This window comes from Paracoccus sp. 22332, assembly GCF_052045125.1.
GTDB classification, from domain to species: Bacteria; Pseudomonadota; Alphaproteobacteria; order Rhodobacterales; family Rhodobacteraceae; genus Paracoccus; species Paracoccus haematequi_A.
Window position 1 is genome coordinate 1 of record NZ_JBQEOI010000015.1, and the last position, 15,232, is coordinate 15,232.

At 64.0% G+C, this 15,232-nt stretch carries 12 protein-coding genes, 4 pseudogenes and 1 CRISPR repeat array; of the genes and pseudogenes, 12 read left to right on the top strand and 4 right to left on the bottom strand.

Annotation, left to right across the window (positions count from 1 at the left end; translation table 11 throughout):
- The 3 genes and pseudogenes from ACTJI6_RS14570 to ACTJI6_RS14580 all read right to left on the bottom strand — a co-directional run.
- Window positions 1-628, bottom strand: a pseudogene (locus tag ACTJI6_RS14570) (transposase); the annotation flags it as partial.
- 149 nt (window positions 629-777) lie between these two features.
- Window positions 778-927, bottom strand: a complete 150-nt coding sequence (locus ACTJI6_RS14575; protein WP_440801707.1) for a hypothetical protein — start codon at window positions 925-927, stop codon at window positions 778-780.
- A 221-nt stretch (window positions 928-1,148) separates the two neighbouring features.
- Window positions 1,149-1,394 (bottom strand): annotated as a pseudogene (locus tag ACTJI6_RS14580) (transposase); the annotation flags it as partial.
- Window positions 1,395-1,450: 56 nt separating this feature from the next.
- On the opposite strand from ACTJI6_RS14580, the pseudogene ACTJI6_RS14585 reads away from it, so the two are divergent.
- From ACTJI6_RS14585 to ACTJI6_RS14640, 12 genes and pseudogenes are all read left to right on the top strand, one after another.
- A pseudogene (locus ACTJI6_RS14585) lies at window positions 1,451-1,732 on the top strand (hypothetical protein); the annotation flags it as partial.
- Between the two features lie 47 nt (window positions 1,733-1,779).
- Window positions 1,780-4,008 (top strand): CRISPR-associated endonuclease Cas3'', encoded by a 2,229-nt coding sequence (locus tag ACTJI6_RS14590; protein WP_440801709.1) that lies wholly within the window; start codon window positions 1,780-1,782, stop codon window positions 4,006-4,008.
- A gap of 353 nt (window positions 4,009-4,361) precedes the next feature.
- On the top strand, window positions 4,362-5,060 hold the full coding sequence (gene cas5c / locus ACTJI6_RS14595; RefSeq protein WP_440801710.1) for a type I-C CRISPR-associated protein Cas5c: 699 nt from the start codon (window positions 4,362-4,364) through the stop codon (window positions 5,058-5,060).
- Between the two features lie 2 nt (window positions 5,061-5,062).
- Window positions 5,063-6,916: a type I-C CRISPR-associated protein Cas8c/Csd1 gene (gene cas8c / locus ACTJI6_RS14600; RefSeq protein ID WP_440801713.1), complete on the top strand. Its 1,854-nt coding sequence runs from the start codon at window positions 5,063-5,065 to the stop codon at window positions 6,914-6,916.
- 6 nt (window positions 6,917-6,922) lie between these two features.
- Window positions 6,923-7,840, top strand: a complete 918-nt coding sequence (gene cas7c / locus ACTJI6_RS14605) for a type I-C CRISPR-associated protein Cas7/Csd2 (protein ID WP_440801716.1) — start codon at window positions 6,923-6,925, stop codon at window positions 7,838-7,840.
- A gap of 2 nt (window positions 7,841-7,842) precedes the next feature.
- A complete protein-coding gene (cas4, locus tag ACTJI6_RS14610; protein ID WP_440801718.1) occupies window positions 7,843-8,475 on the top strand; it encodes a CRISPR-associated protein Cas4 in 633 nt (210 codons plus the stop codon).
- On the top strand, window positions 8,472-9,506 hold the full coding sequence (gene cas1c, locus ACTJI6_RS14615; RefSeq protein ID WP_440801719.1) for a type I-C CRISPR-associated endonuclease Cas1c: 1,035 nt from the start codon (window positions 8,472-8,474) through the stop codon (window positions 9,504-9,506). The genes cas4 and cas1c overlap by 4 nt, the downstream gene beginning before the upstream one ends.
- Window position 9,507: 1 nt before the next feature.
- Window positions 9,508-9,798, top strand: a complete 291-nt coding sequence (cas2, locus tag ACTJI6_RS14620; protein ID WP_440801721.1) for a CRISPR-associated endonuclease Cas2 — start codon at window positions 9,508-9,510, stop codon at window positions 9,796-9,798.
- Window positions 9,799-9,986: 188 nt separating this feature from the next.
- Window positions 9,987-10,882: direct repeats of the CRISPR family, unit length 32 nt; unit sequence GTCGCCCCCTTCGCGGGGGCGTGGATCGAAAC.
- Window positions 10,883-10,890: 8 nt separating this feature from the next.
- A pseudogene (locus tag ACTJI6_RS14625) lies at window positions 10,891-11,340 on the top strand (IS5 family transposase); the annotation flags it as partial.
- A gap of 258 nt (window positions 11,341-11,598) precedes the next feature.
- Window positions 11,599-12,252 (top strand): protein-L-isoaspartate O-methyltransferase family protein, encoded by a 654-nt coding sequence (locus ACTJI6_RS14630; protein WP_440801723.1) that lies wholly within the window; start codon window positions 11,599-11,601, stop codon window positions 12,250-12,252.
- Window positions 12,249-13,640 (top strand): TolC family outer membrane protein, encoded by a 1,392-nt coding sequence (locus ACTJI6_RS14635; protein WP_440801724.1) that lies wholly within the window; start codon window positions 12,249-12,251, stop codon window positions 13,638-13,640. Before ACTJI6_RS14630 ends, ACTJI6_RS14635 begins: the two co-directional genes overlap by 4 nt.
- Before the next feature lie 23 nt (window positions 13,641-13,663).
- Window positions 13,664-14,560, top strand: a complete 897-nt coding sequence (locus tag ACTJI6_RS14640) for a hypothetical protein (RefSeq protein WP_440801726.1) — start codon at window positions 13,664-13,666, stop codon at window positions 14,558-14,560.
- A gap of 44 nt (window positions 14,561-14,604) precedes the next feature.
- Here ACTJI6_RS14640 and ACTJI6_RS14645 read toward each other — a convergent pair whose 3' ends face one another.
- Complete coding sequence (locus tag ACTJI6_RS14645) at window positions 14,605-15,186, bottom strand: NADPH-dependent FMN reductase (protein WP_440801727.1); 582 nt, start codon at window positions 15,184-15,186, stop codon at window positions 14,605-14,607.
- Window positions 15,187-15,232 lie beyond the last annotated feature (46 nt).

Below are 15,232 nucleotides of genomic sequence, written 5' to 3' on the forward strand. Positions count from 1 at the left end.
TCCAACGACCAGCGCTGGTTCGGCATCAAAGGCAATGTCATCGGTGCCCGCGTGCCGATGGCCCGCTTCCGCCCGCCACGACGGCGCACGTGCAGCCGTTCCTCGCGGTAGATGCGGAACAGGCGCTTGTGGTTCACCACATGGCCCTCACGCCGCAGGAACACGTGCAGCCGACGGTAGCCGAACCAGCGGCGCACCCGCGCCAACTCCTTCAGCCGCTCGCGCAGCACAGGGTCGTCCTGCCGGATCGCCTCGTAGCGCATGGTCATGCGGCAGCAGCCGATCACCCGACACGCCCGCCGTTCGCTCATCCCGTGGCCCGCCACCAGATGCGCGACCGCTTGCCGCTTTCCGGCGGGCGTCACCACTTTTTTCCCAGAAGATCTTTCAGCGCCGCATTGTCGAGCATCGCATCGGCCAGCAGCCGCTTCAGGCGAGCATTCTCATCCTCTAGCCCCTTCAGCCGCTTCGCCTCGCTGACATCCATACCACCATACTTGGCCTTCCACTTGTAAACGGTGGCATCGCTGACGCCATGCTTGCGGCAAAGATCGGCAACGGAAATCCCAGCCTCATGCTCTTTCAAAATACCGATGATCTGATCTTCGGTGAACCTGCTGCGCTTCATCTCTGGTCCTCTCGGTTGGGCCAGAGTCTACGTCAAACTGGATTAGCCGCAGGGGGCAACGTCACCGGGATCCAGTAAATGCCTGTTGATTCCATGGCGATGCTGGTCACATCGCAGGCTTTGAACCAATCCGCCAGATCATGCAGGTCCTAAGTGAACGTGCCAAAATCCCTGACAGGTGTCTCGCAGGCCGCGGGGTTTACCGCTGCCATGTGCATGGTCGATCCGATATCGATCGCTGCCGCCGCAGGGTTGACCATCTTCAGGTACGGGTGGCCGCCGGTCGCAATCTTCGTCATGGCATCTCCTCCTACAGGCAAGAAGGGCGTGGGCCATGCAAGTCCGTCATCTTCCTATTCGGGATCGCCACAGTCGTGGCGTCACCACTCTCAAGTGCGCATCAGCCCATGTGCCACGTTTTTTAACGGGGTTTGACCTCCAATAAGCGATCGGCAACTGCCCTTCAGGCCATCGAGGATACCACAGGCTGTTTATACCGCGCACAGGCGGGTTGCGGCCCGTGACGGTTTTTTAGGATCTCCCTCTCCTCCTTGAGGATGCGGATCTCGCGTCGAAGCCGTTCATTCTCCCGGGCAAGCTCGCGGTCCTCTGCTGAGACCACATCCGTGTCCCGAGGGGTGTTCACCCATTTGTTCAAAGTCGACACGCCGACCCCCAGATCATCCGCAATCTGACGTCGCGAAAGCCCGCTCGTCGGTGCAATGCGCACCGCATCCTTGCGAAATTCAACCGTGGCATGCTTCATCTCCTTTGCTGCACAGTATGCGATCAAGGGGCGCCACAAATACGCGACAAGTCCATGTAGGGCGGATGAACCGCACGATCAGGGAGGCGACCGTCAGGCGCTTCCACCATGACAACTACGAGCAACGGCGCACGCATCTTGCCGACTTCATGGCAGCCGACAACTTTGCGCGTCGGCTGAAGACCCTCGGTGGTCTCACGCCCTACGAATACATCTGCAAAATCTGGACTTCAGAGCCAGATGGATTCATCATGAACCAGATCCACCAGAGGCCAGGAATTAACACCTCAGAAAGCACTGGTTTGCGAGTAGGAGCAGCTCTGCCCCACCGCTGGTAATACTCGTTGCTCGAATCATTACCAGTCAACAGCCTGCGGCTGGAGGAATGAAGATTTTGAAATACTATGCGCATACGGGTATTCGTGATGATCGAAGCGATTGGCAATTGCTGGCCGACCATCTGGAAAATACGGCTTCTCTGGCTGCCGAACGAGCTGTGCCCCTTGGGTTGCGGGCGGCGGCGCATATGGCGGGATGTTTCCATGACTTTGGCAAATATGACCCCGCCTTTGATCGCATCCTCTCCGGCGAAAAATTGCGTGTGGATCATTCGACGGCTGGGGCTGCCCTGCTGCATGCCCGGACTCCTGCCGGTTTGCGACCGATTTCCGAAGTGATCGGCTATGCCATCCTGGGCCATCACGCCGGGTTGCCTGATCGCCATGGCGCCGACAGCAGTATGGAGCGCCGGCTCGATGCCTTCCGCGACCCGATCGCGCCGGAAATCTCGGCCGCGACCAGCCCGGATTTTGGCCCGGTCGCCAGGGAGCTGGCTAAGCTGATGCGCCCGGCCTCTTGCGGCTTCGACCTGTCGGTCGCAGCCCGCATGGTGTTTTCCTGTCTGGTCGATGCGGATTTCCGCGACACCGAGGCATTCTATGCCGGACTGAACGGCACGCGGCCGGATCGCGACTGGCCGGCCCTGGCCGATCTGTTGCCGGAATGGAGAGGCGCCTTCGATGCGCATATGGCGGGATTTCGCCAGAATGGCCGCATCAACCGCCTGCGCGCCGAGATCCTGAACCACGTCCGGCAGGCTGCGGCGATGGCGCCGGGCCTTTTCACGCTGACCGTGCCCACCGGCGGTGGCAAGACGCTGGCATCATTGGGTTTTGCGCTGGACCACGCGGCGCGCCACGGACATCGCAGGATTATCTTCGCGATCCCCTATACCTCGATCATCGATCAGACCGCGGCCATTTTCCGCGGCCTTTTCGGCGATGCGGTGTTGGAGCATCACTCGGCCATCGACGACGAAAAGATCCATCCGGAAAGCAAGGACAAGCTTCGCCTCGCTATGGAGGACTGGGCCGCGCCTCTGGTTGTTACGACCAATGTGCAGTTCTTCGAAAGTCTTTTCGCCGCGCGTCCGTCGCGCTGCCGCAAGCTGCACAACATCGCAGGTTCCGTGATCGTGCTGGACGAGGCGCAGGCCCTGCCGCGCAAGCTGCTGATGCCCGCGCTGCGGATGATCGATACGCTCTGCGCGCATTACGGCTGTTCGGTGGTGCTCTGCACGGCGACGCAACCCGCGTTCGACAGCCGCCAGCTGAAACAAGGCGGCCTGCCGCTGGAAGGCCGCGAACTGGCGCCCGATCCGGTGCGCCTCGCCCGCGAATTGCGCCGCGCCCGCATCGTGCAGGGCGGCGAGATGGACGACGACGCCCTGATCGCGGCCTTGCGCGACACGCCGCAGGGCATGGTCATCGTCAACAGCCGCGCCCATGCATTGGAATTGTTCAACGCCGCCAAGGCTGCGGGACTTGAGGGGCTGGTCCACCTGACCACGCGGCAATATCCGGTGCATCGGCGGGCCATTCTGGATGACATCCGCGCGCGCCTGAAATCTGGCGCGCCCTGCCGGCTGATCGCGACCAGCCTGATCGAGGCAGGCGTGGATCTGTCCTTCCCCAAGGGTTGGCGGGCCGAGGCGGGGCTGGATAGCTGCGTGCAGGCCGCCGGGCGGGTGTCGCGCAATGGCGAATGGCCGATCGAGGACAGCACGCTGACGGTTTTCTCGGCCCCCGGTCGTCCGATGCCCGCCGAGGTGAAGGCTCTGGCCGAGGCAATGCGCAGCACTGCCGGGCGGCATGACGACCTGCTGTCCCCCGCCGCGATCCGCGACTGGTTCGAGCATGTCTACTGGAAAGCGGGGTCCGCGCGGCTGGGGCAGCCGATGGTCGATCAGATGATCCTTGGCCGCAGCGGCACGGATTTCCCCTTCCGCAGCATGGCCGAGTCCTTTCGCATGATCGAGACCACCATGGTCCCGGTCATCATTCGCGGCGATGCGGTGGCAGAGGAGGCGATCCGGGAGTTGGCCTTTGAGACTATCCCCTCCGGCAAGCTGGCGCGGGCGCTACAGGTCTATACCGTCCAGGTGCCAGCCAAGGCGCGCGCGCTGCTGGTCGAGGCAGGCCATGCGACCTTTCTTCATCCTGCGGTGCGAGGGGATCAGTTCTGCGTGCTGGACAATACCGCGCTTTATCATGCGGATAGCGGGTTGTGGTGGGAACATGCAGAGTATCTCGCCACCGAAGATTGGCTGATTTAGACGCCGTACAAAATCACCTCCAAAGAAGCAATAATTTACACCCAAGCTTCGGTTTGCTATCCTTGCCGGTATGGAAGGAGGAGGGTGAGAGATGAAATTCAAACCGCCGCGTATTCCAGAGTGGATCGGCCTGGTGATCAGATGGGCCGTATTGGCGCTTACGATTTTGACGCGCCTGTAGTTGACCGGCCTAAGTCGCCCTAATGAGGCGTGGATAGAAACTTTGGAGGTGATTTTGTGGGTGCTGGCGCCCGCCTTTGCTGCGGGCGTCAATTTTTAGGCAAATACAGGCGGATTTCCGCTTGCTTATTTGCTGTTGGCCGATAGGCTGAGCGAAAATCTAAAGAGGGACAATGGCTTACGGTATCCGCCTGCATGTCTGGGGCCAGCACGCCTTGTTCACGCGTCCCGAGTTAAAGGTCGAGCGGATGTCCTATGACGTGATGACGCCCTCGGCAGCGCGCGGCATCCTCGAAGCCATCCACTGGAAGCCCGCCATCCGCTGGGTCATCGACCGCATCCATGTGCTGGAGCCGATCCGTTTCCAGTCCATCCGCCGCAACGAGGTAGGCCACAAGGCCCCCGCCGGCAAGATCAGGCAGGCGATGAAGCGCGGCGACCTGGAGGATTTGCAGCTTCTGGTCGATGAGGATCGCCAGCAGCGCGCCTCGACCGTCCTGGTCGCACCCCGTTATGTGATCGAGGCGCATTTCGACATGACGGACAAAGCAGGCCCCGACGATAGCGAGGGCAAGCATCTGGACATCTTCAACCGCCGTGCCGCGCGGGGGCAGTGCTTTCATCAGCCCTGTCTTAGCACCCGTGAATTCGCCGCCCATTTCGACCTGATCCCGCCGGAGGCGCCGCTGCCCGCCCGCAATCCCAAGGCGGAAACCGCCGAGCATGGTTTCGGCGCGCCACGCGATCTTGGTTTCATGCTGTGGGACATCGACCACGGGAAACCGGGTCGGCCCTCGCTGTTTTTCCGTGCCGCGCTGCGCGATGGCGTACTGGATGTGCCGCAACCCGGCAGTGCGGAGGTCAAGGGATGAGCATGCTTGCCTCGTTGGTGCGGGCCTATGATCGGTTGCCCGATGCACCGCCCTTCGGCTTCTCGACCGAGAAGATCGGCTTCTGCGTGCTGCTGAACGCGGACGGATCGGTCGCCAGCGTCGAGGATCTGCGCGGCGACGACAGGAAACGCAGCCCCAGGATGCTGCTGGTGCCGCAGGCCGTAAAGCGGACCGCCGGCATTGCCCCGAATTTCCTGTGGGACAAGTCGGCCTATGTGCTGGGGGTGACCGCTGGTGACGGCAAAAGGACGGCGGAGGAGCATGCCGCCTTCCGCGCTCGCCACGCGGAATGGCTTGCGGAGACCGACGATCCTGGCCTGCGGGCTTTCCTGCGCTTCCTGGACGGCTGGCGCCCGGACGCCTTCGCTCCACCCCTCTGGCGCGATGAGATGCGCGACCAGAACATCGTCTTCGCCCTGGCCGAGGAATATCGCGAGCGTTTCCTGCATGAACGCCCGGCCGCGCGCGCGCTGTGGCGGCGTCTCGGGGCCGAAGGCGCCTCGGACCCGCAGGTCTGCCTGGTGACGGGCGAGCCTGGTCCGGTGACGCGGCTGCATCCCTCGATCAAGGGGGTGTGGGGGGCGCAATCCTCGGGTGCGAGCCTGGTGTCCTTCAATCTCGACGCCTTCGAGTCTTACGGTCACGATCAAGGCGACAATGCCCCCGTTTCTGAGGCAGCGGCCTTTGCCTATGGCACGGTGCTGAACCGCTATCTCGACAAGAATAGCGGCCATCGCATCCAGATCGGCGATGCCTCGACGGTGTTCTGGGCGGATTGCGCTGATGAAGTTCCGGCGCAGGATGCCGAACTTTGGCTCGGCCAGATGCTGGGCGACCGCAGCAAAGCGGGCGATGAGGAGAAACTCGTCGAGGGAAAGATAGAAAGCAAATTGTTGGCGATGCGGGATGGAAAACCCCTGCGCGAGATCGAACCGCACCTTGCCGAGGGCGTGCGCATTTTCCTGCTGGGTCTTTCGCCCAATGCGGCGCGGCTGTCGGTGCGCTTCTATTGGGAGGGGGATTTCGGCACCCTGGCCGATCACTATGCCGCCTATCTGCGCGACGTGGCGTTGGAGCCTGCGCCGCAAAGGCCGGTCTTTTCGATCCGTGCCGCGACGCTGCGCACCGCGCCGGCTGAAATCCGCAATGGCCAGTTGAGATATGACAGCGACCGGGTGTCACCACTGATCTCGGGCGAGCTTTTGCGGGCGATCATCACCGGCGCCCGGTTCCCGCGGACCCTTCTGGGCCTGCTAGTCCTTCGGGTGCGCAGCGATCATGTGCTGGACCGGATACGCATCTCGCTCATCAAAGGGTTGATTGTGCGCGACATGCGGTTGGATGGCCGGTTGCCAAAGAATGCCGATGGCTCTGACTACAAGGATTATCTGATGCGCTCCGATCCCGACGATCCGAATACCGCCCGCCGCCTTGGCCGTCTGTTCGCCCTGATCGAGCGGGCGCAACTGGCCGCGCTTGGCGATGGCATCAATACGACCGTCAAGGACAAGTTTCTAAGCGCAGCTGCTGCAACGCCCGGGCGAGTCTTTCCCACCCTGTTGATGAATGCAGAAAATCACCACCTGAAACGGCTGCGCAATGGCCATTCCGATGCCGATTGGATCAAGGATGCCGATCACGCCAGACGTGTCGCCGCAGGCCTCGGCCGCGACATCGGCCTGGTTTGGGCCAGCCTCTCAGACACCGTGCCGATGCAGCATTCGGCCGAAGAACAGGGCCTGTTCTTGATCGGATATTACCAAGAACGTTACGCCAAGCGTGGCGAGGCCATCCAGAACGACGAAAACGACACCGACACCGACACCGAGGAGTAAAGACAGATGACACCGATCACCAACCGATACGATTTTGTCTTTCTCTTCGACATCAAGAACGGGAACCCGAATGGCGACCCTGACAATGGCAACATGCCGCGGATCGACAACGATACGCAGAAGGGGCTGGTCACCGATGTCGCGATCAAGCGCAAGGTCCGCAACTATGTCGAACTGAAGCACGAAGGTGCGCCGCCCAATCGCATCTACATGCGGGAAAAGGCGATCTTGAACAACACGCATGGCGAGGCCTATGCCGCACTAGGGGTCAAGTCGGATGCGAAGAAACTTCCGAAGGAAGAGGAAGGCCGCAAGATCACCCGCTGGATGTGCGACAATTTCTTCGACATCCGCAGCTTCGGCGCCGTGATGACGACCGAGGTCAATGCCGGGCAGGTGCGTGGCCCGGTGCAATTCTCGTTCTCGGAATCCGTCGAGCCGATCCTGCCGCAAGAGGTGACGATCACCCGCTCGTCGGTGACGAACGAGAAGGACGCGGCCAAGGAACGCACGATGGGCAGGAAATACATCGTGCCCTATGGCCTGTATCGCTGCCACGGCTTTGTATCGGCCAGCCTCGCCGGGGATGCGACCAAGGGTACAGGCTTTTCGCAACCGGATCTTGATTTGTTGTTTGAAGCCCTTTGTACCATGTTCGAACACGACCGTTCGGCGGCCCGGATGGAGATGAATACGCAAAAGCTGATCGTATTTCGCCATGACAGCATGCTGGGCAACGCGCCGGCCCATCGGCTATTCGATCTGGTCCAGATCGGCCGCAATGTAGATGGCGAATTCCGCAACTTGGACGATCGGGGATTGAGCAATCTGCCGCCCGCGAGAAAGTTCAGTGACTATATCGTGCGCGTAGATGAAGCCTCGCTGCCTGAAGGGGTCACTGTCCTCTACCCCTGCGGCCAATAGCCATGACCGCCGCCGAGGAACCCATTCCCCTCTCGGCGCTGCAACATGCGGTCTATTGTCTGCGCCAGGCCGCGCTGATCCATCTGGAGCGGCTTTGGGCCGAGAATCGCTTTACCGCCGAAGGCGACGTCCTGCACGCCGTTGCCGACAAGGGCGGCAGTCGCAAGGCACGTGGGGTGCGGCGGGTGATGGCCTTGCCGCTGGTGTGCCATCGATTGAACCTGACCGGCACCGCCGACCTGGTCGAGTTCCTCCCCGGCCCGGATGGCGAAACCGCTTTCCCCATCGAATACAAGCGCGGCAAGCCCAAGATGCACCGCGCCGACGAGGTGCAGCTTTGCGCGCAGGCGCTCTGCCTCGAAGAGATGACCGGCCGCCCGGTGGCACAGGGCGCACTGTTCTACGGTCAGACCAAACGCCGAGTCACCGTGCCCTTCGATGCCGATCTGCGTGCGCTGACCGAAAGCACCGCTGCCGAACTGGCCGCAGCCCTGGCCAGTCGCCGCACACCGCCCCCGACGCCGCATCGCAGCCGCTGCCGGGCCTGTTCGCTTTTGGATCTGTGCCGGCCCGAGGCGATCCGCCGCCCCGTGCGGCAATGGCGCGATCGTATGCTGGCAAGGGCGCTGGAATGAAGAAGCTGCTGAACACCGTCTATGTCACGACCGAGGGGATCGCCCTGAAGAAGGATGGCGAGAACCTGGTGGCCGAAATCGAGGGGGCTGAAAAGGCGCGTGTGCCTTTGCATATGCTGGCCTCGGTCGTCGCCTTCGGGCCGATCCTGCTGTCTCCGGCGCTGATCGGCATCTGTGCCGAGCGCGGCATCACACTGGTGCTTCTGGATCGCGCCGGGCGGTTCCAGGCCAGGGTCGAGGGGCCGGTCGCGGGGAATGTCCTGCTGCGGCGTGCACAATATCAGGCTGCCGACGACGCGACGGATGTGGTGCGCGGCATTGTCATGGGCAAGATCGCCAACCAGCGTGCGGTGATCCGGCGCGCGCTGCGCGATTACGGCGGCGAGATGACGGCCGAGGCGCGCAATGGGCTCGAGCGGACAACGGATCGCATGGCCATGATCCTGCGCCGCGTGCAGTTGTCCGACAATAGCGTGGATCTGTTGCGCGGCTCCGAGGGTGAGGCGGCGACGCTGTATTTCGGCGTCTTCGATTACCTCATCCGCTCACCCGATCCCGAGCTTCGCTGGACAGGCCGCTCGCGCCGCCCGCCGCTCGATCCGATGAATGCGGTCCTGTCCTTTCTCTATACCCTGCTGACCCATGATTGCCGTTCGGCCTGCGAGGCGGTCGGGCTGGATCCCGCCGTTGGCTTCCTGCACCGCGACCGCCCCGGCCGGCCCAGCCTCGCGCTGGACCTGATGGAAGAGCTTCGCGCGCCCTTGGCGGATCGTCTGGCGCTGTCCCTGGTGAATCGCCGCCAGTTGCGAGCGGGGGATTTTCGCCGCATGGACGGCGGTGCGGTGCTGCTGACCGACGACGCCCGCCGCACTGTCCTGACCGCTTGGCAGGAGCGCAGGAAGGAAGAGCGCCAGCATCCCTTCCTGCAGGAAAAGGCGCCGTTCGGCTTGGTGCCCTACCTTCAGGCGCAGATGCTGGCGCGTCATCTGCGCGGCGATCTGGACGCCTATCCGCCCTGGTTCTGGAGTTGAGATGCTGGTCCTGGTCACCTATGACGTGAAGACGCTGGACACCGGCGGCAAGAAGCGTTTGCGTCAGGTTGCCCGAGCGTGCGAGGATTACGGCCAGCGGGTGCAATTCTCGGTCTTCGAAATCGAGGTGGACCCGGCGCAATGGACCCGGCTGAAGGCGCGCCTGGAAGGGATCATCCGCCCCGAGGTCGACAGCCTGCGTTATTACTATCTTGGTTCGAACTGGTCGCGCCGGGTCGAGCATGTCGGTGCAAAACCCGCGATGGATCTTAACAGCCCGCTGATTCTCTAGTTTTCTTGTCCCTGCGAACATGAAGCGTGCCGACTTTTACGCTGAGGTTCGCATCGGGGCGGCTTTTTGAAATCGTTGTATTTTCTTTTCCTGTCCGTCATATCGGCTGCCTTGGGACGAGCGCAACTGACCGTTTCGCATTCGCAAGGAAGATTGCGGCATAACAACAGTGCGGTATAGGAGGCGTCGTCGCCCCCTTCGCGGGGGCGTGGATCGAAACAGCGCAGCGGCGACCCCTGGCAGGCCGGGGGGACGTCGCCCCCTTCGCGGGGGCGTGGATCGAAACATAGTCCGTCGCAGCCATGTCAGCCAAAAGCGCCCGTCGCCCCCTTCGCGGGGGCGTGGATCGAAACCTGACGGCAGATGAGCTGCGCCCGGCTCTAGCCCGTCGCCCCCTTCGCGGGGGCGTGGATCGAAACAGGGATCACAGGGGTTTCCACCAGCGTCCGAATGAAGTCGCCCCCTTCGCGGGGGCGTGGATCGAAACATCGCGGCTAGGAGGCCCACATGACGCAGGCAATGTCGCCCCCTTCGCGGGGGCGTGGATCGAAACATGTCTGCCTCCGATGTTGGGCTATCCGGCCTTGCGTCGCCCCCTTCGCGGGGGCGTGGATCGAAACGCGGTAGGCTGCGCCACCATATCGCGGCGTCCGTGTCGCCCCCTTCGCGGGGGCGTGGATCGAAACGTCGGGCGGGCCGGTGACCATCGCGCCGGGCGCGACGTCGCCCCCTTCGCGGGGGCGTGGATCGAAACAAGCCTCGTCCAAGTCCGCTTCGGCCACCGGCTCGTCGCCCCCTTCGCGGGGGCGTGGATCGAAACGATCTGGTCAACACCTCGGCCAAGGTCATTGCGCGTCGCCCCCTTCGCGGGGGCGTGGATCGAAACTCGATCGACTGAAAGACGGTCCCGTGACCTGCATGTCGCCCCCTTCGCGGGGGCGTGGATCGAAACGTCCACAGGCTGCCACGACCGCGACTGACGCCTGGTCGCCCCCTTCGCGGGGGCGTGGATCGAAACTCTGCCGACACCCAAAAGCCTGTCGCCGCAGAGCGTCGCCCCCTTCGCGGGGGCGTGGATCGAAACTCCATCGAATCCGAGACATAGATCCGCGCCAAGGCTTCGGCCGTTCGCGAGGTGGGGTCTCGACCAAGATCCATCTGCGGGTCAATGCGGCAGGGCTGCCCATGAGAACCGAAATCATGGCTGGGCAGACATCGGACTACCTCGGCTTCGATCTGCTCATGGCCGACACCCTGCCCGAGCCTGGCGTTCTGCTCGCAGATCGCGGCTACGCTTCTGACAACATCCGCAAGACCATGGCGGTGCGCGACGTGGTGCCGGTCATCCCCATGCGCAAAACCCGGAAGCTCAGGGTCGCCGTCGACCGCAGGCTTTATCGGCTGCGCAATCTCGCCGAGCGGTGCTTCCACAAGCTCAAGAAGGCCCGGCGCGCGGCTGCCTGCTACGACAAGACAGCCGAAAGCTTCCCGGGCTTCATCGACATCACGTCGATCCGCCTCTGGCTCTGTCATTTGGCAACACGACTAGTCGACTGTTATCAAGTTCGCCAGCTGTTCCCGGTTTGTCTTGATGACAATTTTTAGGGAGAATGTTGGTTTTCTTAAGGAAACGCTGGGCTTTGCAATCCACTGCGTAACCTCTCCGCCAACCCGCCGCCGTTCGAGGTTCGCATGGAACAGAGGATCGGCGGACCGCTCGCAAGACGGGAACGTGCGACGTTGCCCAGCCCCCGGAATCGTGGCAATAAGCGCCAAAGCAGCTTGCAGAGGTTCCCGGAGATGAGCGATTTCGCCGCGCGGCGCACCATGATGGTGGACACGCAGGTCCGCCCCAATGATGTCACGAAGTTCCCTGTGATCGAGGCCATGCTGACGGTCCCGATGGAGGATTTCGTTCCCCCTTCGCGCCGGGCCGTGGCCTATTCGGGCGAAAACCTGGATCTGGGGCAGGGCAGGGTGCTGCTGGAACCCCGGACCCTGGGCAAGATGATCGACATGCTGGACCTTCAGCCCGACGATCTGGTCCTGGATCTGGGCTGCGGCTATGGCTATTCCTCGGCGGTGCTGGCGCGGCTGGTCCAGACCGTCGTCGCCATCGAGGAGGACGCCGACATGGCCGCCGAGGCCGAGCGCCGCCTGAACGAGGCCGGCGTCTTCAACGTCGCCGTGCTGAACGCGCCCCTGAACGAAGGCGCGGCCAAGCAGGCCCCCTATGACGCCATCCTGATCAACGGCGGGGTCGAGGACGTGCCCGAGGCGATCCTGTCGCAACTGAAGGAAGGCGGCCGCATCGCCGCGCTGTTCGTCGAAGGCGCCCTGGGCGTGGTCAGGATCGGGCATTGCCTGAACGGCCGCATCGTCTGGCGCTATGCCTTCAACGCGGGCGCGCCGCTGCTGCCGGGCTTCGAACGCGCGCGGAGTTTTTCGCTGTGAGGGGGCTTCGTTTCCTGGCGGCCGCCGCGCTGATCGCAGTCTCGGGGCAGGCGGCCAAGGCCGAATCGCTGGCCGACACCATGGTCGCGGCCTATCGCCATTCCGCGCTGATCGAACAGAACCGCGCCGTCCTGCGCGCCGCCGACGAAGACGTGGCCGCAGCCATCGCGGCGCTGCGCCCGATCGTGCAATGGACCGCTGCCCATACCGTCCAGCGGGCCGAGGGGCTGACCGGCTATACCACGGCGCGGTCGACCTCGCTTCAGATCGGGGCGCAGATGACGCTCTATGACTGGGGGCGGTCGCAACTGGCCATCGATGCGGCCAAGGAACAGGTTCTGGCGACGCGCCAGGGGCTTGTGGCGGTGGAACAGGACATCCTGCTGGCCGCGGCGGTGGCGTTCTTCGATATCAAGCAGGCCAATGAGCGGGTGGCCTTGCAGCAGAACTCGGTCGAGGTTCTCGGCCGCGAACGCCAGGCCGCCCAGGACCGCTTCGACGTGGGCGAGATCACCGTGACCGACGTGGCCCTGGCCGATGCGCAGCTTGCGCAGACCCAGGCGGGGCTGGCCTCGGCCCAAGGGGACCTGGAAATCGCGCGCGAGGGGTATCTGGCGGCGACCGGCCGATTCCCCGGACGGCTGGACGCGCCCCCGCCGCTGCCCAAGCTGCCCGCCTCGGTCGACGAGGCGCGGGCCATCGGGCAGCGCAACCATCCGCTGATCGCGCAGGCGCAACGCCGGGCGGCGGCGGCCGAACTGGGCGTTGCCATCGCGGCGGCGGAACGCAATCCGACGCTGACCGGCAACCTGGGCGTGGGCGTCACGCGCAGCCCCCAGACGCAACTGGGCGGCAGCTATGAGACCCGCGACAGCGCCACGGTCGGGCTGGAACTGAACCAGACCATCTATTCGGGGGGCCGTCTGCCCGCCGCGCACCGCCGGGCCATGGCGGAGCGCGATCAGGCGCGGTCGGCGCTGCTGAACCTGTCGCGCCAGATCAGCCAGCAGGTCGGCGAATCATGGGCCAATATCGACGTGGCCCGTGCGCAGATCGGCGCCATCGACCAGCAGATCGCCGCAGCCCAGCAGGCCTATAACGGCGTGCGAGAGGAAGCGGCCCTGGGCGCGCGCACCACGCTGGACGTTCTGGACGCGGAACAATCCCTGCTGGAGGCGCGGGCCGACAAGATCACGGCGGAAGCCAATCTCCAGTTAGCACATTATCAACTTCTGGCTGCTATGGGTCGTCTTACGGTAGAACACCTGAACCTGGGGATTCCGACCTATGACCCTTCGCAATACTACAACGCCGTGCGCGATGCGCCTTACACCAGCAAGCAGGGCGAAAGCCTTGATCGCGTCTTGCGCGCGATCGGACGCGACTGATGCTCTGAACGGCGGGGGGCACCATGGCTGACCCCCGCATGTCCCAGAACGCCGCGCGCCTGTCGGAAGACATCGGCGATGTCCTGTCCGCCATCCGCCGCATGATTGCCGACGACGATGCGCTGTCCTCGGCGCGCGACAACATCCGCGCGGAACGCAGCAGCCTGATCCCGGACGATGCCGGCGAATTCCTGGCCCGCCGCTATGGCGGCAATGCCGCCCTGGCGCGGCAGTTGGTCGAAACGACCGTCCGTTCCGCAGAGCCTCTGCCGGCAGAGACCATGCCCGATGCGGCCGCCGCGCCCGCCATCCCGCAGTTCATCCTGCGGGCCAAGCCGGATCTGGTACCGCCTGCCGCCAATGTCTCTCCGCTGCGGCTGGGGGCCGAACGCCGGGTCGATGAGCCCGAGGCCGCCGCGCCCAAGGCTTCGGGGTGGCGGGCCTGGCTGCGCCCCGAGGGGCGGGACGCCGCGCCCGAGATCCAGGCCCAGCCGCAGATCCCGGCCGCGCCCGAACCGGCAGGCATCGCTCAGGCTCTCGGCGACGGCGCGGACGATGCCGACGATTTCGCCGAAGCCTTCGACTGGAAAGCGCGGATGCGCCCCGAGCTTGAGGAACCGGCCCCGATCGTCCTGGCCGAGGCGAAGCCTGCCGAACAGCGCCTGTCCGGCTGGGCCTTGCCGCCCGAGCCTGCCTTCGATCCGGTCGCCCAGCTTGCCGCCGAGGCAGAGGCCTTCGCCGCCGAGCAGCAGGCCCAGGCCGACCTGACCGACGAGGAGCAGAGCATCCGCGACCTGCTGCGCGAGATGGTGCAGGAGGAGTTGAACGGCGAGTTGGGAGAGCGGTTCTCGGCCAATCTGCGCGCCGTGATCCGGCGCGAGATCGCCGCCGCCATCGACGCGCATCTGGACCGTCTCTGACAGTCCCGGACAGCGCCCGCCAAGGCGCTGTCCGGCAAGGCCCCTCAGGTCCGGGCGTTTTGCAGGGTCTTGGCCCACCAGGACAATTCGTCCAGCGTCGCCTTCAACGAGCCTTCCAGGTTGCCTTCGATCTGGGACATCGGGGCATCGGCGCCCAGCGGCGAGACCTTGAAGAAATCGCCTCCGCCGATATGGACGGCATTGCGCAGCGGCACCATCTGAAGCTCGATCCCGATCAGGCGCAGATGTTCCAGGGCGCGCGCGCCCCCCATGCTGCCATAGGCCAGGGCGCTGAACGGCTTGCGGTTCCATTCCTTGTAGGCCTGGTCCAGGGCGTTCTTCAGCGCCCCCGTGATCGAGCGGTTGTATTCCGCCACGACGAAGATGAACCCGTCGAAACCGGCCAGCTTTTCCTGCCAGGCGACCGCGTTCGGATCGCTGGACGGCATCCACAGGTTCGATGCAGGCTCATTGAAGAACGGCAGGTTCGCGTCGCGCAGGTCGATCAACTCGAAATCCAGGTCCGGGTGATTCTTCACCTTGTCCATCAGCCATTGCGCCGGCTTGTCGGCGAAGCGCGTGTCGCGGGTGGAACTGATGATGACGCCGATGCGGGGTTTTGCCATGAGGGTCTCCTTTCGGTCTGTTGCCGTCGCAGCGTAACGCCGAACC

Bases quoted from the DNA above. Each gene is read 5' to 3' on its own strand.
- ACTJI6_RS14575 (WP_440801707.1), bottom strand. From the start codon at position 927: ATGACGAAGATTGCGACCGGCGGCCACCCGTACCTGAAGATGGTCAAC.
- ACTJI6_RS14645 (WP_440801727.1), bottom strand. From the start codon at position 15,186: ATGGCAAAACCCCGCATCGGCGTCATCATCAGTTCCACCCGCGACACG.
- ACTJI6_RS14640 (WP_440801726.1), top strand. From the start codon at position 13,664: ATGGCTGACCCCCGCATGTCCCAGAACGCCGCGCGCCTGTCGGAAGAC.
- cas2 (WP_440801721.1), top strand. From the start codon at position 9,508: ATGCTGGTCCTGGTCACCTATGACGTGAAGACGCTGGACACCGGCGGC.
- cas7c (WP_440801716.1), top strand. From the start codon at position 6,923: ATGACACCGATCACCAACCGATACGATTTTGTCTTTCTCTTCGACATC.
- cas4 (WP_440801718.1), top strand. From the start codon at position 7,843: ATGACCGCCGCCGAGGAACCCATTCCCCTCTCGGCGCTGCAACATGCG.
- cas1c (WP_440801719.1), top strand. From the start codon at position 8,472: ATGAAGAAGCTGCTGAACACCGTCTATGTCACGACCGAGGGGATCGCC.
- ACTJI6_RS14630 (WP_440801723.1), top strand. From the start codon at position 11,599: ATGAGCGATTTCGCCGCGCGGCGCACCATGATGGTGGACACGCAGGTC.
- ACTJI6_RS14590 (WP_440801709.1), top strand. From the start codon at position 1,780: ATGAAGATTTTGAAATACTATGCGCATACGGGTATTCGTGATGATCGA.
- cas5c (WP_440801710.1), top strand. From the start codon at position 4,362: ATGGCTTACGGTATCCGCCTGCATGTCTGGGGCCAGCACGCCTTGTTC.
- cas8c (WP_440801713.1), top strand. From the start codon at position 5,063: ATGCTTGCCTCGTTGGTGCGGGCCTATGATCGGTTGCCCGATGCACCG.